General features: G+C 67.6%; 15 protein-coding genes and 2 riboswitches. Of the genes, 8 read left to right on the forward strand and 7 right to left on the reverse strand.

Annotation, left to right across the window (positions count from 1 at the left end):
• Position 1 precedes the first annotated feature (1 nt).
• Together nadA and KXS11_RS02855 are read right to left on the reverse strand one after the other, a co-directional pair.
• The gene (nadA, locus tag KXS11_RS02850) at positions 2-1,309 is read right to left on the reverse strand and encodes a quinolinate synthase NadA (protein ID WP_437383933.1); all 1,308 of its coding nucleotides are present in this window, start codon (positions 1,307-1,309) and stop codon (positions 2-4) included.
• On the reverse strand, positions 1,306-2,088 hold the full coding sequence (locus KXS11_RS02855) for an NUDIX hydrolase (RefSeq protein ID WP_437383934.1): 783 nt from the start codon (positions 2,086-2,088) through the stop codon (positions 1,306-1,308). Before KXS11_RS02855 ends, nadA begins: the two co-directional genes overlap by 4 nt.
• A gap of 143 nt (positions 2,089-2,231) precedes the next feature.
• Positions 2,232-2,317, forward strand: a riboswitch (glycine riboswitch).
• Between the two features lies 1 nt (position 2,318).
• Positions 2,319-2,425: riboswitch (glycine riboswitch) on the forward strand.
• A gap of 56 nt (positions 2,426-2,481) precedes the next feature.
• Between KXS11_RS02855 and gcvT the strand changes: the two genes are divergently transcribed.
• From gcvT to gcvP, 3 genes are read left to right on the forward strand one after another with little or no spacing between them, the layout of a single operon-like run.
• A complete protein-coding gene (gene gcvT / locus KXS11_RS02860; protein ID WP_437383935.1) occupies positions 2,482-3,606 on the forward strand; it encodes a glycine cleavage system aminomethyltransferase GcvT in 1,125 nt (374 codons plus the stop codon).
• Between the two features lie 5 nt (positions 3,607-3,611).
• Entirely contained in the window at positions 3,612-3,986 is a 375-nt protein-coding gene (gene gcvH, locus KXS11_RS02865; protein WP_437383936.1) for a glycine cleavage system protein GcvH, read from the forward strand.
• Positions 3,986-6,883, forward strand: coding sequence for an aminomethyl-transferring glycine dehydrogenase (gene gcvP / locus KXS11_RS02870; protein WP_437383937.1), 2,898 nt, complete (start codon positions 3,986-3,988; stop codon positions 6,881-6,883). Before gcvH ends, gcvP begins: the two co-directional genes overlap by 1 nt.
• Positions 6,884-6,953: 70 nt before the next feature.
• Here the strand turns inward: gcvP and KXS11_RS02875 are convergent, their stop codons facing one another.
• Complete coding sequence (locus tag KXS11_RS02875) at positions 6,954-7,763, reverse strand: CPBP family intramembrane glutamic endopeptidase (protein WP_437383938.1); 810 nt, start codon at positions 7,761-7,763, stop codon at positions 6,954-6,956.
• A gap of 336 nt (positions 7,764-8,099) precedes the next feature.
• On the opposite strand from KXS11_RS02875, the gene KXS11_RS02880 reads away from it, so the two are divergent.
• The 4 genes from KXS11_RS02880 (at position 8,100) to KXS11_RS02895 (ending at position 13,427) form a co-directional block, all read left to right on the forward strand.
• Positions 8,100-9,719, forward strand: a complete 1,620-nt coding sequence (locus KXS11_RS02880; RefSeq protein ID WP_437383939.1) for a peptide ABC transporter substrate-binding protein — start codon at positions 8,100-8,102, stop codon at positions 9,717-9,719.
• Positions 9,720-9,794: 75 nt separating this feature from the next.
• Positions 9,795-10,727 (forward strand): ABC transporter permease, encoded by a 933-nt coding sequence (locus tag KXS11_RS02885; protein ID WP_437383940.1) that lies wholly within the window; start codon positions 9,795-9,797, stop codon positions 10,725-10,727.
• The gene (locus KXS11_RS02890) at positions 10,714-11,679 is read left to right on the forward strand and encodes an ABC transporter permease (RefSeq protein ID WP_437383941.1); all 966 of its coding nucleotides are present in this window, start codon (positions 10,714-10,716) and stop codon (positions 11,677-11,679) included. Before KXS11_RS02885 ends, KXS11_RS02890 begins: the two co-directional genes overlap by 14 nt.
• Positions 11,676-13,427, forward strand: a complete 1,752-nt coding sequence (locus tag KXS11_RS02895) for a dipeptide ABC transporter ATP-binding protein (RefSeq protein WP_437383942.1) — start codon at positions 11,676-11,678, stop codon at positions 13,425-13,427. The genes KXS11_RS02890 and KXS11_RS02895 overlap by 4 nt, the downstream gene beginning before the upstream one ends.
• 72 nt (positions 13,428-13,499) lie before the next feature.
• On the opposite strand, the gene KXS11_RS02900 is transcribed toward KXS11_RS02895, so the two are convergent.
• From KXS11_RS02900 to KXS11_RS02915, 4 genes are read right to left on the reverse strand one after another with little or no spacing between them, the layout of a single operon-like run.
• Entirely contained in the window at positions 13,500-14,114 is a 615-nt protein-coding gene (locus tag KXS11_RS02900) for a hypothetical protein (RefSeq protein ID WP_437383943.1), read from the reverse strand.
• A gap of 47 nt (positions 14,115-14,161) precedes the next feature.
• A complete protein-coding gene (locus KXS11_RS02905) occupies positions 14,162-16,249 on the reverse strand; it encodes an ABC transporter ATP-binding protein (protein ID WP_437383944.1) in 2,088 nt (695 codons plus the stop codon).
• Positions 16,242-17,165 carry an ABC transporter permease gene (locus KXS11_RS02910; protein WP_437383945.1) on the reverse strand — a complete coding sequence of 308 codons (924 nt, stop codon included), beginning with the start codon at positions 17,163-17,165 and terminating at the stop codon, positions 16,242-16,244. Before KXS11_RS02910 ends, KXS11_RS02905 begins: the two co-directional genes overlap by 8 nt.
• A gap of 5 nt (positions 17,166-17,170) precedes the next feature.
• Positions 17,171-18,154 (reverse strand): ABC transporter permease, encoded by a 984-nt coding sequence (locus KXS11_RS02915; RefSeq protein ID WP_437383946.1) that lies wholly within the window; start codon positions 18,152-18,154, stop codon positions 17,171-17,173.
• A gap of 296 nt (positions 18,155-18,450) precedes the next feature.
• Here KXS11_RS02915 and KXS11_RS02920 point away from each other — a divergent pair, with 296 nt between their 5' ends.
• The gene (locus KXS11_RS02920; protein WP_437383947.1) at positions 18,451-20,172 is read left to right on the forward strand and encodes an ABC transporter family substrate-binding protein; all 1,722 of its coding nucleotides are present in this window, start codon (positions 18,451-18,453) and stop codon (positions 20,170-20,172) included.
• Positions 20,173-20,255 lie beyond the last annotated feature (83 nt).

The raw sequence follows: 20,255 nt of genomic DNA on the forward strand, positions 1-20,255 counted from the left end.
GTCAGCCTGCCTGGGTTCCTGTGGCGACCGGGGGCTTCGCCGCGAGCATGCGCTCGAGCGAGAGGCGGGCGGGGATCGCGACGTCGTCGGAGACCGTGATGCGGTTGATGACCTCGCCGGCGACGAGTCCTTCGAGCACCCAGGCGAGGTAGCCGGGGTGGATGCGGTACATCGTCGAGCACGGGCAGATCACGTCGTCGAGGCAGAAGATCGTGTGCTGCGGGAACTGCGCCGCCAGTCGCTGCACCATGTTGATCTCGGTCCCGATGGCGAACGTCGTGCCGTCGGGTGCGGCGGCGATCGCCTTCTGGATGTAGTCGGTCGATCCCGCCTCGTCCGCCGCGTCGACGACGGGCATTGGGCACTCGGGATGGACGATCACCCGGACCCCCGGGTGCTGCGCGCGGGCGCGGTCGATCTGGTCGACGGTGAACCGCTTGTGGACCGAGCAGAAACCGTGCCAGAGGATGACCTCGGCCTGCTGCAGCTCGTCGGCCTCGTTCCCGCCGAGGGGGCGGTTCGGGTTCCACATGGGCATGCGCTCGAGCGGGACGCCAAGCTTCTTGGCGGTGTTGCGCCCGAGGTGCTGGTCGGGGAAGAACAGGACGCGCTGCCCGCGCTCGAAGGCCCAGCGGAGCACGGTCTCGGCATTGCTCGAGGTGCAGACGATGCCACCATGACGCCCACAGAACCCCTTGAGGGCTGCGGAGGAGTTCATATAGGTGACGGGGATGACCGGGACGCGGCCGTCGGCGTCCGGCTCGGTGCCGTAGAGGGCCTCGAGTGCCTCCCAGGCCTCCTCGACCTGGTCGATGTTCGCCATGTCCGCCATGGAGCAGCCGGCGGCGAGGTTCGGGAGGATGACGGCCTGCTCGGGGCCGGAGAGCAGGTCGGCGGTCTCGGCCATGAAGTGCACGCCGCAGAACACGATCGCCTCGGCTTCGGTGCGCGCTTTGGCGGCGTTCGCGAGTTGGAACGAGTCGCCGACGTAGTCGGCATGCTGCACGACCTCGTCGCGCTGGTAGAAGTGGCCGAGGATGACGACGCGGTCGCCGAGGGTCTCCTTCGCGGCGACGATGCGCCGGTGGAGGTCCTCGGGGGAGGCGTCGCGGTAGGCGGCCGGCAGCTGTCCCTGACGGGGTGAGCCGGTGGGGATCACGTCGCCCATCGACGCGCCCGGGCCGTAGCTCGGTGGTTGCAGGTCGAAGACCCATGGCCCCGACGCGAGCTCGGGGGCGCAGGTCGTGCCGTCGCCGGAACCCTCCGCGATCTCCTGGATGGTGGCGTCGACTGATGCGGTGAGGGTCATGAGAGCTCCTGGTGCTGCGAACGGGGATTCGGGGTGGTGATCGTGGTGCGCGGCGATGCGCTGCCACGCGCGGCGGGGAGGTCGGGGCGCGTGATCGGTTGCGCCCAGCGGTACAGGCGCGCCGGCCGATGCCGTCCGCCGGTGCGCTGTTCCTCGGTCGCGACGACGAGACCGGATGACTCGACCTGGCGGCGGAAGTTCGCCGGGTCCAACTGCTTCTGCAGCACGGCCTCGTGGACCTCCCGCAGCTCCGTGAGCGTGAAGGTGTCGCCGAGGAAGGCGTGCGCGATGTGGCTGTACTCGAGCTTGTTGCGGAGTCGCCACAATGCGTACTCGACGATCTCCCGGTGGTCGAATGCGAGCGGTGGGAGGGCGTCTGCCGGGAACCAGCGCACGTTCTGTCCGAGCAGCGTGCGCTTCGCCTCCTCGGAGCCGACCAGTGCCCAGTAGACGATCGAGACGACGCGCTCGTCGGGGGAGCGGTCGAGGTCGCCGAAGGCGTAGAGCTGTTCGAGGTACCGCGGCCGAAGGGAGGTGGTGGTCTCGAGCGTGGAGGCCGCGGCATCCGCCAGCGACTGCGCGGCACCGAGGGGGCCGCCGGGGAGCGCCCACAACCCGTCGTACGGTTCGCGGATGCGGCGCACGAGCGGCAACCAGATGCCGGGGGCCGGATCGGTGGCACCGAATCCGTCGTCGGCCCGCAGGGTGAAGATGACCGTGGACACCGCGAGCCCGACCTGGGCGACGTCTGCGTCCGTGGCGGTCGTCGAGGCGTACATGGCTGGCTCCCGCCTCGGATCAGATTAAAGGTTACGCAGACTCTTACTCCGCTGGGTCTTAGTGTACACCTGACCAGAACCGAGAGCTCCTCAGTGCTCCCGACTCGCGATATGCTGGGCGCTTCAACCGAACATCGGGCCGCAAACACGATGCGGGAGAGCCGGCATGCCGGCACCGAAGGAGCAAGCCTCCCCGCCAATCTCTCAGGTCCTGTACCGCATCGAACTGGCCACTCTGGAAAGCAGCGCACGCTCGTGGTGCGCTCGCCGACGGTGAAAGCAGTGCCCGCGCGCGTCGCGGCGCCCGTGAAGCTCTCAGGCCAATGACAGAGGGGGAGTTCCCAACGGTCACCGACAGGTGCCCGCAGCGCACCACGCGACCCCGGAGAACTCGTGACCGATCCCGAACGAACCAGCCCGATCCACGCCGTCCACGAAGCCGCCGGCGCGAGCTTCACCGACTTCGCCGGCTGGCAGATGCCCGTCCGCTACTCGAGCGACCTCGCCGAGCACCACGCGGTCCGGTCAGCCGCCGGAATCTTCGACATCTCGCACATGGCGGAGATCCAGGTCGCAGGTGCGGACGCCGCGGACTTCCTCGACCACGCGCTCGCCGGCAAGCTCTCGGCGATCGAGCTGTTCCAGGCCAAGTACTCCCTCCTGCTGAACGAGGCCGGCGGCATCATCGACGACCTCGTCGTGTACCGCAACGGCGAGGAGGAGTTCCTCGTCGTCGCGAACGCCGGAAACCGCGAGGCGGCGTTCACCGCGCTCACCGAGCGCGCGGCCGGTTTCGAGCAGCTCGCCGTCGTCGATCGCAGCGACGAGATCGCGCTCATCGCCGTGCAGGGACCCGCCGCGCGCGCGGTCCTCGAAGCGACCGCGGGCCTCGTCGTCCTCGACGAACTGCCGAGCCTCGACGACGTGAAGTACTACCGCGCCACGGGTGCTTCCTTCGCCGGAGGCACCGTGTTCATCGGCCGCACCGGCTACACGGGCGAGGACGGCTTCGAACTGTACGTCGACGTCGCGGACGCCGTCGAACTCTGGGAGGCGCTCCTCGAGGCCGGCGCGCCGCTCGGGCTCGTACCGGCCGGACTCGCGAGCCGGGACACGCTCCGGCTCGAAGCCGGCATGCCGCTGTACGGCCACGAACTCGGCCCGGACATGCTGCCCGTCCAGGCGGGGCTCGGACGCGTCGTCGCCCTAGCCAAGCACGGCGACTTCGTGGGCCGCGCCGCCGTCGAGCAGGGCCCCGCGGCCGACGCCCCGGTCCTCGTCGCGCTCGTGAGCGAGGGACGCCGCGCCGGCCGGGCGGGCTACGCCGTGCTCGCCGGAGACGACACCGTCGGCGTCGTCACGAGTGGCGCGCTGTCACCCACGCTCGGCCACCCCATCGCCATGGCCTACGTCCACCCAGACCACGCCGAGCCGGGCATCGTGCTCGACATCGACGTCCGCGGCACGCGGATCCCCGCGACCGTGACCAAGCTCCCCTTCTATTCGAGAGAGAAGTGACCCGAATGACCGACAAGACCACCCTCAAGTACACGCCAGAGCACGAGTGGATCCGCGTCGAGGGCGAACTCGCCGTCATCGGGATCACCGACTACGCCGCCGAGAAGCTCGGTGACGTCGTGTTCGTCGACCTGCCCGCCGTCGGCGCGACGCTCGCCGCGAGCACCGTCGTCGGCGAGATCGAGTCCACGAAGTCCGTCGGCGAACTCTTCGCACCCCTCGACGGCACCGTCGCCGAAGCCAACGACGCCGTCGTCGACGACCCGTCGCTCGTGAACAGCGACCCGTTCGGTGCCGGCTGGCTCGTGTCCATCCGCTACGACGCCCTGCCGGAGAACCTGCTCAGCTGGGACGAGTACGCAGCGCTGGTGGGCGAGTGATGGCGGAACGCTTCGCGGAACGCCACATCGGCACCGACCGGTCGGCGCAGGCCACCATGCTGGCAGCAGTCGGCTACGACAGTGTCGACGCGCTCCTGTCCGCCGCAGTGCCCTCCGCCATCACCGCGGCCGAGCTGGCCTCCTCGAGCATCCCGGCGGCCGCGACCGAGCGGGCGGCGCTCGCTGAACTCCGAGAGATCGCCGGCCGCAACACGGTGAACCGCAGCCTCATCGGGCTCGGCTACTTCGACACCGTCACACCGGCGGTCATCAAGCGCAACGTCCTCGAGAACCCGTCCTGGTACACCGCCTACACGCCGTACCAGCCGGAGATCTCGCAGGGTCGCCTCGAAGCGCTCATCAACTTCCAGACGATGGTCGCCGACCTCACGGGGCTCGACACCGCCAACGCGTCGATGCTCGACGAGAGCACCGCGGTGGTCGAAGGCATGCTGCTCGCCCGTCGGGCTTCGAAGCTCGCCACCCACACGTTCATCGTCGACTCCGACGCGTACCCGCAGACGAAGGCGTTGCTCATCAGCCGTGCGGAGGCGGTCGGTATCGAGCTCGTCGCGCTGCCCTTGTCGACGACGGCACCCGAGGAGCTGCCGGAGGCCTTCGGCGCGTTCATCCAATACCCGGGCGCATCGGGCCAGGTGTGGGACCCGTCCGCCGTGATCGCCGCAGTCAAGGCCACCGGCGGCGTGTCCGTCGTCGCCGCCGACCTGCTGGCGCTGACCCTCATCGCCTCGCCCGGCTCGCTCGGCGCGGACATCGCGGTCGGGACGAGCCAGCGCTTCGGCGTGCCGATGGGCTTCGGCGGACCGCACGCCGGCTACCTCGCCGTGCGGAAGGGGCTCGAGCGCCAGCTCCCCGGGCGCCTCGTCGGCGTCAGCCAGGATGCCGCAGGACACCCGGCCTACCGCCTCACCCTGCAGACCCGCGAGCAGCACATCCGCCGTGAGAAGGCGACGAGCAACATCTGCACCGCGCAGGTGCTCCTGGCCGTCATGGCCGCGATGTACGCCGTCTACCATGGCCCGGCCGGCCTCAAGCGCATCGCGCAGTCGGTCCACGCGACGACGGCGGCGGCCGCTTCGGCGCTCCGCTCGGCCGGGGTCGAGGTGCTCACCGAGCACTACTTCGACACGCTGCAGCTCCGCGTCGCCGACAGCACGGCGGCGGTCGCGGCAGCCCACGAGCGCGGCATCCTGCTCTGGGCGGTCGACGCGACCACCGTCTCACTCAGCTTCGACGAGGTCACGGCACTCGACGAGCCCGAGGCGAACGTCATCGCGACCATCGTCGAGACGCTCGCGGGCGTCGGCTCGCATGCTGGCGTCTCCTCCGGTTTCGGCGATGCCGCGGTGCAGGAGTTCCCCGCGGAGCTGACCCGCTCGACCGAGTACCTGACGCACCCGGTGTTCAACACGCATCACTCGGAGACGGCGATGATGCGCTACCTCAAGCAGTTGGCCGATCGTGACTACGCGCTCGACCGTGGCATGATCCCGCTCGGCTCCTGCACGATGAAGCTCAACGCCGCCACGGAGATGGAGGCCGTCACCTGGCCCGAGTTCGCCGGGCTGCACCCCTTCGCCCCGCGGAAGGACGTCGTGGGCTCGCTCGAGCTCATCGACCAGCTCGAGACGTGGCTCGCGGAGGTCACCGGTTACGACTCGGTGTCCCTGCAGCCGAACGCGGGGAGCCAGGGCGAACTCGCAGGCCTGCTCGCGATCCGCGGCTACCACCGTGCGAACGGCGACGAGCAGCGCACCGTCTGCCTCATCCCGTCGAGTGCGCACGGCACGAACGCCGCGTCGGCAGTGCTCGCGGGCATGAGTGTCGTGGTCGTGGCATGCGACGAGCAGGGGAACGTCGACCTCGTCGACCTGCGGGCGAAGATCGCGGCGAACGCCGACTCGCTCGCGGCACTGATGATCACCTACCCGTCCACGCACGGTGTGTACGAGCACGAGGTGAAGTCGATCACCCAGGCCGTGCACGATGCAGGCGGGCAGGTGTACGTCGACGGCGCGAACCTCAACGCGCTCCTCGGCTACGCCCGGTTCGGCGAGTTCGGCGGCGACGTGTCGCACCTGAACCTCCACAAGACCTTCTGCATCCCGCACGGTGGTGGCGGTCCCGGTGTCGGCCCGGTCGCAGCGAAGGCGCACCTCGCGCCGTTCCTGCCGGGGCACCCGCTGGCCCAGCGCGCCGAGCACCCCTTGCTCGGTGGCGGTACGGTCGTCCACGCTGGTGGACCCATCTCGGCCGCGCCGTACGGCAGCCCGAGTATCCTCCCGATCTCGTGGGCCTACGTCCGCATGATGGGCTCGGAGGGACTCCGAGAGGCGACCGGTGCTGCGGTGCTCGCCGCGAACTATATCGCCACCCGGCTCCAGGAGCACTTCCCGGTGCTCTACACGGGCGACAGCCACCTGGTCGCGCACGAGTGCATCCTCGACCTCCGTCCGCTCAAGGAGGCGACCGGTATCACCGTCGACGACGTGGCGAAGCGCCTCGTGGACTACGGCTTCCACGCCCCGACGATGTCGTTCCCGGTCGCGGGAACACTCATGGTGGAGCCCACGGAGAGCGAGGACCTCGTCGAGGTCGACCGCTTCATCGACGCGATGATCGCGATCAAGGCTGAGGCCGACGCGGTGGCCGCGGGCGCCTGGCCGGCCGACGACAACCCGCTCGTCGGAGCGCCCCACACGGCGCAGTCGGTCATCGAGGGGGAGTGGACCCACGCCTATTCGCGCGAACTCGCGGTCTACCCGGTGCACACGCTCGTGCGCACGAAGTACTGGCCGCCGGTACGACGCATCGATCAGGCGTTCGGCGACCGCAACCTCGTGTGCGCGTGCCCACCGCCTGAGGCGTTCGCCTAGCATCACCGACTCCCTCGCCCGTTCTCGGGCGAGGGAGTCTTCGTTCGCCCGAGCATGGGCGAACGGGCGGTCAGGAGGTGGTCGCGGCGAAGATGCCGGGCCACCAGGCGACGGCGAGCGGGAAGCCGGCGAAGGAGATGATGTCGATGATCGCGTGGGCCACGACGAGCGGCATGACCCGCCCCCAGCGCTTGTAGCACCAGCCGAAGGCGACGCCCATCGCGACGTTTCCGAAGAACGGCCCGATGCCCTGGTACAGGTGGTAGCTGCCGCGCAGCACGGCGGTGGAGAGGATGATCGTCCACCAGCCCCACCCGATCTCGCGGAGCCTGGTGGAGAGGTAACCGATGATGATGACCTCCTCCTGGAGGCCGGCGCGGAGCGCGGAGAAGACGAGCATGGGGATCGTCCACCAGTACATGGTGTCGGGGAAGGTCGACACGGCGACCGTCAGTCCGAGCACCCGCCCGAGCGCGTACACACCGATGCCGGGGATGCCGATCGCGGCGACGAGCAGCAGGCCTCGGCCGAGGTCCTTGCCGGGGGAGCGGAGGTCGAAGCCCATCCGGGCGAAGCCGCTGCGGCCGGGCTGCCATAGGAGGTAGATGACGAGCGCGACCGGTGCCAGCTGGAAGAAGATCCCGAGGAACTGATAGCTGAAGTCGAGCCACTCGCGGGTCGACTGCGTCGTGTTGATCGCCGCCGATTGGTCGGAGAGCGGGGGGCCGGCGGTCAACTTCGCGATGATCGAGATGATCGAGTAGACCGCTGATGCGCCGAGGCTCAGGGCGAGCACGATGCCGATCTCCCACCACCGCCGGGCGTTGCCGCCGTCTTCCGGAAGACGCGGGGCTCGATCGCCGGTGCTCTGCTCGCTCACGGCACCATTCTGACGGCATTCGACTGGATGCGCGCCGCATAGCAGTCCGCGGGGCAGATCCGTGCCGGTGCGCGCGAATCGGCATACGATTCGTATCCCTGGCAGTGATGGCCTCGCAGGAGTTTTGCGATCAGCGTCGTTCTCTTGCGTCGGGGGCGGGATACGTGCACGGAAACGGATCGCAGAGCAACAATCCGTCGTTTCGGTTACCGCTGTGTAACGTTTGCCGTCCCAGTTTGCTCGTCGTCCTTCTTCTGCTTATCGTCAGAGTATTCAATGAGCGATCCAGCGCACACGATGCGCCGGTTTTGCTTGCCCTTTCCCCAAGGAGGAACTGTGAAGTTCAGTCGGTTCGGCTCTGCCGCCGCCATCATCGCAGCAGGGGCTCTCGTCCTCACCGGTTGTTCCGGTGGCGGTTCCAGCAGCGAGAGTTCCAGCAGCACGTCATCCATCATCACGACCAACGGCTCCGAGCCGGAGTCGGGCCTCATCCCCAGCGACACCAACGAGGTCGGTGGCGGAAAGATCCTCGACGAGATCTTCGCGGGTCTCGTCTACTACGACGCGAAGGGCAAGCCGGTCAACGACCTGGCGGAGTCCATCGAGACCGACGACTCGATCACCTTCACCATCAAGATCAAGCCCGACCAGAAGTTCACCAACGGTGACCCGGTCGACGCGGATTCCTTCGTGAACGCGTGGCAGGACGCGGCGCTCCTCTCGAACGCCCGCAAGAACAGCTACTTCTTCGAGGACATCAAGGGCTTCAGCTACGACGCTGACAGCCCGCTCACGGGCCTCAAGGTCGTCGACGACACGACCTTCACGGTCGAGCTCAACGCCGCCCGTTCGGACTTCCCGCTGCGCCTCGGTTACTCCTCGTTCTACCCGCTGCCCAAGTCGGCGTTCGACGAGGCCGGCAAGGTCACGGCCGACTTCGGTCAGAACCCCGTCGGCAACGGCCCGTACAAGCTCGACGGCGAGAAGGCCTGGAAGCACAACGAGTCCATCGCCCTCGTCACCAACGACGAGTACACCGGCGGTCGTAAGCCGAAGAACGGTGGCGTGACGATCAACTTCTACGCCAGCTTCGACGCTGCGTACGCCGACCTGCTCGGTGGCAACCTCGACGTCCTCGACCAGATCCCGGACTCCGCGATCTCGACCTTCCAGGACGACCTCGGCGACCGCGCGGTGAACCAGCCGGCCGCGATCTTCCAGTCGTTCACGATCCCGTCGCGCCTCCCGCACTTCAGCGGTGAGGAAGGCCAGCTCCGTCGCGAGGCCATCTCCTACGCGATCAACCGCGAGCAGATCACGGACGTCATCTTCGAGGGCACGCGTACGCCGGCCACCGACTTCACGTCGCCCGTCATCGACGGCTACTCGAAGGACATCCCCGGCAACGAGGTGCTGACGAACGACGACAAGAAGGCCAAGGAACTCTGGGCGCAGGCTGACGCCATCTCCCCGTGGGACGGCTCCTTCCAGATCGCCTACAACGCCGACGGCCCGCACCAGGCCTGGGTCGACGCTGTGACGAACAACATCAAGAACACGCTCGGCATCGAGTCCTCGGGTGTTCCTGTCGCCGTCTTCGGTGACTTCCGCGAGAGCATCACGAGCCGTCAGATCCAGACCGCGTTCCGCAGCGGCTGGCAGGCGGACTACCCGGGTCTCTACAACTTCCTGGGCCCGCTCTACGCGACCGGCGCTTCCTCGAACGACGGAGACTACTCGAGCCCCGAGTTCGACAAGCTCCTCGCCGAGGGTGCTTCCGAGTCCGACCTGGCCGCTGCGAACAAGAAGTTCCAGGCAGCCCAGGAGGTCCTGTTCAAGGACCTGCCCGCCATCCCGCTCTGGTACCAGAACGTGAGCGGTGGCTTCGGCGAGGGCGTCAAGAACGTCCAGTTCGGTTGGAACTCCGTGCCCCTCTACTACGAGATCACCAAGTAATCTTGTAGACGGCACAACTGGGTGGGTCCGGTTCTTCCGGGCCCACCCAGTTTTCACGAGTTCAGGAGTCCCGCTTTGGGCAATTACATCCTTCGACGCGTGCTGCAGGCGATCCCCGTCCTGCTCGGCACGACGTTCCTCATCTACTTCATGGTGTTCGCGCTCCCCGGCGACCCCATCCTCGCCCTGTTCGGCGACAAGACGCCGAGTCCGGCCGTCCTCGAACAGCTGCGCGCGGAGTACAACCTCGACAAGCCGTTCATCGTGCAGTACTTCCTGTACCTCGGCGGTATCTTCACAGGCGACCTCGGCACCTCGTTCTCCGGGCAGCCGGTCTCCGAGATCCTCGCGCAGACCTTCCCGGTCACGCTCCGACTCGCGGTCCTCGCGGTCTTCTTCGAGATGGTCGCCGGCATCACGATCGGCCTCGTCTCGGGCCTCCGCAAGGGCGGCATCTTCGACGCGTCCTTCCTCGTCGTGAGCCTCATCCTCATCTCGCTCCCCGTGTTCGTGGTGGCGTTCATCGCGCAGTTCGTCTTCGGCATCCAGCTCGGTTGGTTCAGGGTGACCGTCGGTCCAGGGGCGCCGATACAAGATCTGCTCCTTCCGGCGCTCGTCCTGGCGACCATCAGCTTCGCCCAGATCACGAGGCTCACCCGGAGTGCCGTCATCGAGACGCAGTCGCTCGACTTCGTGCGCACCGCGGCCTCGAAGGGCCTCAGCCGACGCCGCATCATCCCGGTGCACATCCTCCGAAACTCGCTCATCCCGGTGGTCACCTACCTGGCGGTCGACTTCGGTGTGCTCATCGTCGGTGCAACGGTCACGGAGGGCATCTTCAACGTGCCCGGCGTCGGCCGCACCCTCTACCAGGCGATCATCCGAGGTGAAGGCCCCACAGTCGTGTCCTTCGTCACCGTGATGGTGCTCGTCTACCTGCTCGTCAACCTGCTCGTCGACTTGCTGTACGCCGTGCTCGACCCGAGGATCCGCTATGTCAAGTCATGATGAAGAACCCACGATGAAGCGTTCGTCGAACCACTTCGTCGCACCACTGGAGGAGACACCGCTCGCGGTGATCGACGCCGTCAAGGTGGACGAGAAGCCCAGCAACCTCTGGACCGACGCCTGGGCGTACATGCGCCGTCAGCCGATGTTCTGGATCTCCGCGGTGCTGATTGTCCTCGTGGTCGCAGTGTCGCTGCTGCCCGGTCTGTTCTCGCACGTCGACCCGCGCAGCTGCAACCTCGACAACAGCCTCGGCGACCCGTCGCTCGCACACCCGCTCGGCTTCACGAAGCAGGGTTGCGACATCTACGCGCGCATCATCTTCGGCGCGCCGACGTCGCTCGCGGTCGGCCTCATCGTGACGGCCATCGTCTGCGTGCTCGGCATCAGCTTCGGTGCGCTGTCGGGCTTCTACGGTGGATGGGTCGACTCCGTGCTCTCGCGCGTCGGCGACATCTTCTTCTCGATCCCCTACATCCTCGCCGCCGTGGTCGTCATGTCGGCTCTGGCTGCGTACCGCAGCGTATGGACCATCTCGCTCGCGGTCGGACTCTTCGTCTGGCCGAGCGTCGCGAGGATCCTGCGGGCGGAGATCCTGCGCGTGAAGAACGCGGACTATGTCCAGGCGTCCATCGCGCTCGGGGTCTCACGGTTCCGGATCCTGCTGCGTCACGTCCTGCCGAACTCGATCGCCCCGGTGATCGTCGTCATCACGCTGTCGCTGGCCTCGGCCATCGTCGCGGAGGCGACGCTGTCCTTCCTCGGCGTCGGACTCGGTTCCGAGTCGATCTCGTGGGGTGCCGACATCTCGCAGGCGCAGCGCGACCTGCGGACCGCTCCGCAGGTGCTCATCTACCCGTCCATCGCGCTCTCGCTCACCGTGCTCAGCTTCATCATGCTCGGCGAGGTCCTGCGCGACGCACTCGACCCGAAGGCGAGGGCCCTCCGTTGAGCAACCTCTCATCCCCGTCAGCCGCACGCGCCGGGCAGCCGCTGCTCGAGATCAAGGATCTCGAGGTCGGTTTCCGCACGCAGAGCGGAACGGTCCAGGCCATCCGCAAGACGAGCTTCACCATGATGCCTGGGGAGACCGTGGCGATCGTCGGTGAGTCGGGTTCCGGCAAGTCGACGACCGCGCACGCGATCATCAACCTGCTCCCGGGTACCGGCAAGATCACGGGCGGCGAGATCCTCTTCGAGGGTCGCGACCTCTCGAAGCTCCCGACCAAGGAGATCGAGGACGTCCGTGGGCGCCTCATCGGTTTCGTGCCGCAGGACCCGATGTCGAACCTCAACCCGGTCTGGAACATCGGTTTCCAGGTCGAGGAGGCGATCCGTGCGAACGGCATCGCCGAGGGGAAGAAGGCCGTCCGTGCGAAGGCGATCGAGGTCCTCCAGCAGGCCGGTCTCTCCGACGCCGACCGTCGTCTGAAGCAGTTCCCGCACCAGTTCTCGGGCGGCATGCGTCAGCGGGTGCTCATCGGCATCGGTCTCTCGTCGAGCCCGAAGCTGCTGATCGCCGACGAGCCGACGTCCGCGCTCGACGTCACCGTCCAGCGGAAGATCCTCGACCACCTCGAGACCCTCACCCGCGACAGCGGCACGGCGCTGCTCTTCATCACGCACGACCTCGGCCTCGCCGCGGAGCGCGCTGAGAAGCTCATCGTCATGTACAAGGGGCAGATCGTCGAGGCGGGTCCGTCGGTCGAGATCCTGCAGAACCCGGTGCACCCGTACACGCAGCGCCTCGTCGCGGCGGCGCCGAGCCTGGCGTCGCGTCGGATCCAATCGGCCACCGGCCCCCTCGAGACGCTCGAGCACGAGGCGCCCGCTGGTGCTGAGGGCCTCGACCTGATCGTCGCCGCCGAGCAGCGGGCAGCGGCTCACGCCGAGCTCGCGACGGAGGAGTCGGCCATCGTCGTGGAAGACCTCAACAAGGTCTACAAGATCCGCGGCCAGAAGGGGGAGGCCTCGGAGCTCAAGGCCGTCGACGGCGTGTCCTTCCAGATCCCGAAGGGCACCACCATGGCGCTCGTCGGCGAGTCCGGTTCGGGCAAGTCCACGGTCGCGAAGCTGCTCCTGCAGCTCGAGACGCCCACCTCCGGCACGATCCGCATCGGCGGGAAGACGATGGAGGGCCTCGATCGCAAGGGTCTGCTCGCCCTCCGTCGGAAGATGCAGCCCGTCTTCCAGGACCCGTACGGTTCGCTCGATCCGCTGCGGAACATCGGCAACACCATCGCTGAGCCGCTCCTCACGCACAAGGTGGGCGACAAAGCCAGCCGCCGTGCGCGGGTGCTCGAACTCCTCGACCAGGTCTCGTTGCCGCAGTCCGTGGCGACGCGCTACCCGAACGAGCTCTCCGGCGGGCAGCGGCAGCGCATCGCGATCGCCCGTGCGCTCGCCCTGAAGCCCGAGATCGTCGTCCTCGACGAGGCGGTGTCGGCCCTCGACGTGCTCGTCCAGGCGCAGATCCTGCAGCTGCTCGCCGACCTCCAGTCGGAGCTGCAGCTCACGTACCTCTTCATCACGCACGACCTCGCGGTCGTCCGGGTGATCGCCGACAACGTCGCGGTCATGCAGAAGGGGAAGATCGTCGAGGCGTCGACGACCGACTCGGTCTTCGAGAACCCGCAGCAGCAGTACACGCGTGAGCTCCTCGACGCCATCCCCGGCGCCGGGATCGAGCTCGCGCTGTAGTCACCGCTCGCCAGAACGCCGAAGGGCGGTGCCACGGAGTGATCCGCGGCACCGCCCTTCGGCGTTGGACGTTCAGCCGAGCAGCGCGGAGGCGAGGCCCCAGACGACGAGACCGCCGGTGACCGCGACCGCCACGACGTCCCACCGGGAGACGGCGAGGCGGGTGTCGTTCGAGTCCATCCGGCCCCAGCGCTCGTGGGACCTCTCGATGAGCTGGACCGCCGTCGGACCCTCGTTCCCGGCGCGTCCGGGTCGCCGCACGCCGGCAGCGCGTTCCTGGTGGTCGGCACCCTGGCGCCCGGCACGACCACCGAGCATCGAGGGACGGTCGAGGCCTGCCGTCGGAGCGCCCCAACTGGTGATCCTGCGGCCGTCTCGCAGCAGCACGGTGAGTTGGTAGCGACTCGTCGCCTCCTCCATCCGTGGCCAGGGGATGTCGTGCACCCGAGCGACGTTCACGATCGTCAGTTGTTCGGGTTCGACGATGATGCAGGGGCGTACGAGGATCAGGTAGACCACCCACACGACGAGCAGCTCCCAGGGGAGCGCCTGCAGGGCGAAGGTCCACGCGCCGCGGCTGATCGCGTCCACCACGAAGAAGATCATGAGCGCCGCCGTCACCCCGAGGATCCAGTAGCCGCTCGTGCTGCGGAGGGTCGTTCGGTTGGGCGTCTTCGCGTCGTTCACCCCTCCATGATCTCAGGCCGAGGCATGGATGGCGTCCGCCGCCCGGATCACGCGGGGACGAGCCGGTCGCTCTCCGCGTGGTGGCAGGCGACGAGGCGCCCGTCGAGGGGACGCTCGCGCGGGTCCTCCTGCTCGCAGACGGCCTGCCGGTCGGCCGGCAGCAGCTGGAACAGCGGGCACCGACTGCGGAAGCTGCAGCCGACGCGCTCGTCGCTCGGAGACGGCAGGTCCCCGTCGAGGAGGATGCGGCGTCGGTTCCGTTCGATCTCGGGGTCGGGGACGGGGACGGCCGACAGCAGCGCCTGCGTGTACGGGTGCTTCGGGTGGGCGAAGATCTCCGCACTCGGACCGTACTCGACGATCCGCCCGAGGTACATGACGGCGACGTCGTCGGCGATGTGTCGGACGACCGCGAGGTCGTGGGCGACGAACAGGTAGGAGAGGCCGAGCCTGCGCTTGAGGTCTTCGAGCAGGTTGATCACGCCGGCCTGCACCGAGACGTCGAGGGCCGACACCGGCTCGTCGAGGACGAGGATCTTCGGTTCGACGACGAGCGCGCGGGCGATGCCGATGCGTTGGCGTTGGCCGCCGGAGAACTCGTGCGGGTAGCGTCCGGCGAACGAGGGTTCGAGTCCGACGAGTTCGAGCATCTCGGCGACGCGTTCACGGATCTCCGCGGGGGAGACGTGGTGCACGGTGAGCGGCTCGCCGATGATGTCCTCGATCGTCATACGAGGGTCGAGCGAGGCCATCGGGTCCTGGAAGACGACCTGGATGTCGCTCCTCAGGCGCCGTCGATCGGACTTCGAGAGGGAGGCCGTGTCCACGCCGTTCACATGGATGCTGCCGGCCTGGGTCTTCGCGAGTTCGAGGATCTCCATGATCGTCGTCGTCTTCCCGCAACCGGACTCCCCGACGAGACCGAGGGTGCGCCCTCGCTGCACGCTGAACGACACGCCGTCGACCGCGCGCACCGTGCCGATGGTCCGGCGGAACACGACGCCCTTGGTGAGCGGGAACGCCCGCTTGAGGTCCTGGACGTCGAGCACCGTGTCGGTGTCGACCTCGGCCACGAGTTCGTCCGGAAGCTCCTCGGGACGGGGGAAGATGTCCGGGCGCCGGAGCGAGCCGTCGGCGATCTCCTCAGCACGGAGGCAGGCTGCCGTGTGCTGCACGGAGTCGCCGTCGAGCACCGGCAGCAGAGCCGGTTCCCCGTCGAGGCAGGCGTCGACGGCGATGGGGCAGCGGGCGGCGAACGGGCATCCGGTCGGTACCTGGGTGAGCAGCGGTGGTCGTCCCTCCAACGGGACGAGACGTTCCTGCTGCTCGGCGGCCATGTTCGGCATCGAGCGCAGCAGGCCGATCGTGTACGGCATGAGCGGCTGGCGGAAGAGGGGGAGGACCGGCGCGGTCTCGACGATGCGTCCGGCGTACATGACGGCGACGCGGTCGGCATTGCCGGCGACGACGCCGAGGTCGTGCGTGATGAGGACGACGGCGGCTCCCGTGATGTCCTTCGCCTTCTGGAGCACCTCGAGGATCTGTGCCTGGATGGTGACGTCGAGGGCGGTGGTGGGCTCGTCCGCGATGATGAGCTGCGGGTCGTTGGCGATCGCGATCGCGATCATGGCCCGCTGGCGCATCCCGCCGGAGAACTCGTGGGGGAAGGACTTGGCTCGCCGCTCGGCGTTCGGGATGCCGACGATCTTGAGCAGCTCCACGGCCCTCGCCTCCGCCGCCCGCTGCGTCAGTGCGCTGTCGTGCAGGCGCAGTCCCTCGGCGATCTGCTGTCCGATCGTGTAGACCGGCGTGAGGGCCGACAGTGGGTCCTGGAAGATCATCGCGATGTCGCGGCCTCGGATCTTCGAGAGGTCGCGGTCGGACTGACCGAGGAGCTCGGTGCCGTCGTAGCGGATGCTCCCCGTCACCTGCGCGTTCGTCGGCAAGAGGCCCATGACGGCCATCGACGAGACGCTCTTGCCGGAGCCGGATTCGCCGACGATGCCGAGGAACTCGCCTCGGCGAACCTCGTAGGAGACGCCCCGGACCGCGTGGACGGGCGTTCCGGCGTTCGGGAAGGTCACGCTCAGATCCTGCACCTGGAGGATCGGTGCGGCCGTGGAGTGATCAGTCACGGTTGGCTCCTGAGGTCGGGTCGATGGCGTCGCGCAGGGCGTCGCCGAGAAGGCTGGAGGCGAGCACCGTGATCACGAGGATGCCGGCCGGGAAGACGAACAACCAGGGCCTCGTCACGGCGGCGCTCGCACCTGCGGCGAGCAGGGTGCCGAGTGAGACGTCTGGTGCCTGGACGCCGAAACCGAAGAAGCTCAGTGTCGTCTCCGAGAGGATCGCCGCCCCGATCCCGAGGGTGGCGTCGATGATGAGCAGGGAGGCGACGTTCGGGATGATGTGGCGCCGGACGATCGTGAACCCGGGCACCCCCATGAACCTGGCGGCCTTCACATACTCGCGTTCCCGCAGCGACATCGTCTGACCGCGGATCACGCGCGCCAGGACCATCCAGCCGAACAGGGCGAGGAACACGACGAGCGCGAGCCACGAGAGCGACTTGAAGACGGGGCTGAGGAGCACGAGGAGGAAGAACCCGGGGATGACGAGGAGCAGGTCGATGACCCAGACGATCGCCTTGTCCCAGACCCCGCCGACATATCCGGCGACTGCTCCGACGACACCGGCGATGATCGCTGCGGCCGGTCCGACGATGAGGCCGATGACGAGGGACTTCTGCAGGCCGACGAGCGTCTGCACGTAGAGGTCCTGGCCGATGTTGTTGGTGCCGAACCAGTGCGACGGCGACGGCGGCTGGCTGAAGGCGAGGCCGTCCTGGTCGGTGAACGACCACGGGTACAGCAGCGGGCCGACGAACGCCCAGAGGATGATCACGGCGAGCACGCCGCCGCCGATCCTCGCGCGCTTCGTGGCGAGCACCTTGCGGAGGATCGTGCGTCCGCGGGACTGCGGGCGCTTCGGGGCGTCGCGCATCGTCTCGGGTTCGCCGACGGTGAGGGTGGTGGGATCGGTCAGTGCCATGGCGGTTACACCCGGACTCTCGGGTCGAGGGCTGCGTAGATCACGTCGGACAGGGTGCCGGCGATAAGCACGAGGATCGCGGTGAACAGGATGGTGCCGCTCGCCGCGTTGATGTCGGAGTTGGAGACACTCGTGAGCAGGTATTCACCCATCCCGTGCCAGCTGAACACGTTCTCGGTGACGCTCGCTCCGGTCAGGATCAGTCCGAAGGAGTAGGCGAAGAACGTCGACATCGGGATGAGCGCGACACGGACGCCGTGACGGATGATCGCCGAGCCGCGCGTGCGCCCCTTCGACCGGGCGGTACGGATGTAGTCCGCGCTCATGACGTCGAGCATGGCGCTGCGCTGGTAGCGGGAGTACGACGCGACGGCTCCGACGGTGAGGGTGATGGTCGGGAGCAGCAGATGCATCGCGCGGTCGCCGAACTGTGTCCAGAACCCGCCCTGGAGGCCTGCGGTGTACTCGCCGGTGAAGTTGATGACGTTCGTGCCCATCGCCTGGTTGAACGAGGTGGCGAGGATCATCAGGACGACGCCGATGACGAACACGGGCATGGCCAGGATGGTGAACGAGGCGTAGGTGATGATCTGGTCACTCGCCCGGTACTGACGGACCGCACCCCACACGCCGAGGGCGACGCCGATCACGGCTCCGAGGATCGTGCCGATGATGAGGAGGCGGAGACTCGTGCCGGAGCGTTCGATGATGTCGGCGGTGACCTGGGTGCCGCGGGTGCTGACGCCGAGCGATCCGGTGGTCACGAGCTGCGTCACCCAGTCCCAGAGTCGCTCGAGGAGCGGGACGTTCGGGTTCACGCCCATCTTGTCGAGCGCCGCGTCGATCGACGCCTGGGGGACCGGTGGGTTCTTGCCGAGGAACCGTGCCGCGGGTTGGAGCGTCATGCTGACGAGCACGTAGCCCAGCATCGTGGCGATGGCGGAGAGGAACAGATAGTTGACCAACCGCCGTGCAATGAACCCGATCATGTACCAGCCTTGCGATGTCGTGTGCGAGGACGTCGTCGTCCGTGCAGCTGCCACCCCTCGTGGGGGTGGAGACACTGTAACCCCCAAGAGTCGGGAAACGGAAAACGACGCGTGTCAACAGGTAACGCAACGTATGTTTCGGGCACGTGCCCAAGACAAATCGAAACGGTAACAATTCGTGCCCTGTTGGAGGGGATCGTGGTGCCGGGTGCAAGATGGTGCACATTGGCCTGCGCGGTTTCCGCTCCGGATCGGAGCGGGCTGCGGCAGGAACACGTCACGAAAGGTGGATCTCGATGAGTTCCAGAACACAGGGACCGAAGCGCCGAAGCGGGTTGATCCTCGCCGGCGTCTCGATCGTCGCCCTCGCATTGACCGCGTGCACCGGCGGGACCTCGGGGGGTGGCACGACATCGTCGCCGGCCACCCTGTCGGGTACGGGCTGGGAGCGTGCGGACGGCGACGCGATCGCCCAGGGCGGCACGCTCAACCTCGCGGTCGACGCGATCCCGGCGAACTGGAACCTCTACAACCTCGACGGCGGCACCGTCGACGACCAGTTCCTGACGAACCTCTACACGGCCGCCTACGTGAACATCAAGGAGGACGGCACCTGGGAGGCCAACCCGGACTTCGCCACCTCGGTCGAGCTGAAGAGCGAGGACCCCCAGGTCGTCGAGATCAAGATCAACCCGGACGCCGTGTGGTCCGACGGCACGGCCATGAGCGTCGAGGACTTCGCCGCCACGTGGAAGTCGCTGAACGGCGTCGACCCGGCCTACGCACCGACCGCGACGAACGTCTGGAAGGACATCGAGTCCGTCACGGCCGGCGACAGCCCGCAGGACGTCCTCATCACCTTCGCCAACAAGAACGCCGACTGGCCGTCGATCCTCGGCAACATCTGGCCGAAGTGGCTCGGCGCGACACCCGAGTCGTTCAACACGCTCTGGGCGACCGGTCCGTACGCGGCCGACGGCACCACCTACGTCTCGGGTGGCCCGTACATCGTCAGCAAGATCGACCAGACCGGAGCGGTCGTCACCTTCGAGCCGAACCCGAAGTGGTGGGGCGACAAGCCGAAGCTCGACAACATCATCTTCAAGCAGGTCTCGCGCGCCGGGTTGGCGCAGGCCTTCTCGAACAGCGAGATCGACGTCTTCAGCATCGGCTCGAACGCCGACAACTACGAGACGGCGAAGAAGCGCAGCGACGCTGAGATCCAGCGATCGCGCGGCACGACGTACAACCACATCACGCTGAACGGCACGTCCGAGGTCCTGAGCGACCCCGAGGTCCGCCAGGCCTTCGCGAAGTCGATCAACCGCCAGACCATCGCCGAGGCCCGCCTCGCCGCGATCGACGCGCCGACCGACCTGCTGAACAACCTCATCTTCCTCCCCGGCCAGGACGGCTACGAGGACGACGCGTCGAAGGTGCTCGGCTACGACATCGACGCCGCCAAGCAGCAGCTCGAGGACGCCGGTTGGACCGAGGGCAGCGACGGCATCCGCGAGAAGGACGGCGAGAAGCTGACCGTGCGCTACGTGATCGACTCCGACAACCCGGTCTCGGCCGAGACCTCGCAGCAGGTGCAGGCCATGGTCAAGGAGTCCGGCTTCGACCTCAAGATCGACACCGTCCCGTCCGACGACTTCTTCACGAAGTACGTCACCACCGAGACCCGCGACTTCGACGCCGTGAGCTTCGCCTGGCAGGGCACCGCGTTCCCGATCTCGAGCACCGAGTCGATCTTCTACCCGGCGGACTCCGGGCAGAACTTCCCGGGCGTGACGGACGACTCGCTGGGCGAGCTGTGGGCGAGCGCGAACGCCGAGCTCGACCCGGAGAAGCGCCTCGAGATCGCGAAGGAGATCGACAAGAAGATCGTCGCCCTCGCGACCACGCTGCCCCTGTTCCCGGTGCCGTACACCTACGGCGTCAAGACGGGCCTCGTGAACTACGGTCCGACCCAGTTCGAGACCATCGACTGGAAGAACGTGGGCTGGAAGAAGTAAGCACCGGTAGGCGTTCGAGCTGAACGCTGCTCCGACGGGCATCGGCGGAATTCCGCCGATGCCCGTCGTCGTTCCATCCCCGT

This window comes from Plantibacter flavus (assembly GCF_051487245.1).
GTDB lineage: Bacteria > Actinomycetota > Actinomycetes > Actinomycetales > Microbacteriaceae > Plantibacter > Plantibacter flavus_B.

Coding starts and splice junctions, on each gene's coding strand:
- KXS11_RS02915 (WP_437383946.1), bottom strand. CDS start 18,154: ATGATCGGGTTCATTGCACGGCGGTTGGTCAACTATCTGTTCCTCTCC.
- nadA (WP_437383933.1), bottom strand. CDS start 1,309: ATGACCCTCACCGCATCAGTCGACGCCACCATCCAGGAGATCGCGGAG.
- gcvH (WP_437383936.1), top strand. CDS start 3,612: ATGACCGACAAGACCACCCTCAAGTACACGCCAGAGCACGAGTGGATC.
- KXS11_RS02920 (WP_437383947.1), top strand. CDS start 18,451: ATGAGTTCCAGAACACAGGGACCGAAGCGCCGAAGCGGGTTGATCCTC.
- KXS11_RS02910 (WP_437383945.1), bottom strand. CDS start 17,165: ATGGCACTGACCGATCCCACCACCCTCACCGTCGGCGAACCCGAGACG.
- KXS11_RS02890 (WP_437383941.1), top strand. CDS start 10,714: ATGTCAAGTCATGATGAAGAACCCACGATGAAGCGTTCGTCGAACCAC.
- gcvP (WP_437383937.1), top strand. CDS start 3,986: ATGGCGGAACGCTTCGCGGAACGCCACATCGGCACCGACCGGTCGGCG.
- KXS11_RS02855 (WP_437383934.1), bottom strand. CDS start 2,088: ATGTACGCCTCGACGACCGCCACGGACGCAGACGTCGCCCAGGTCGGG.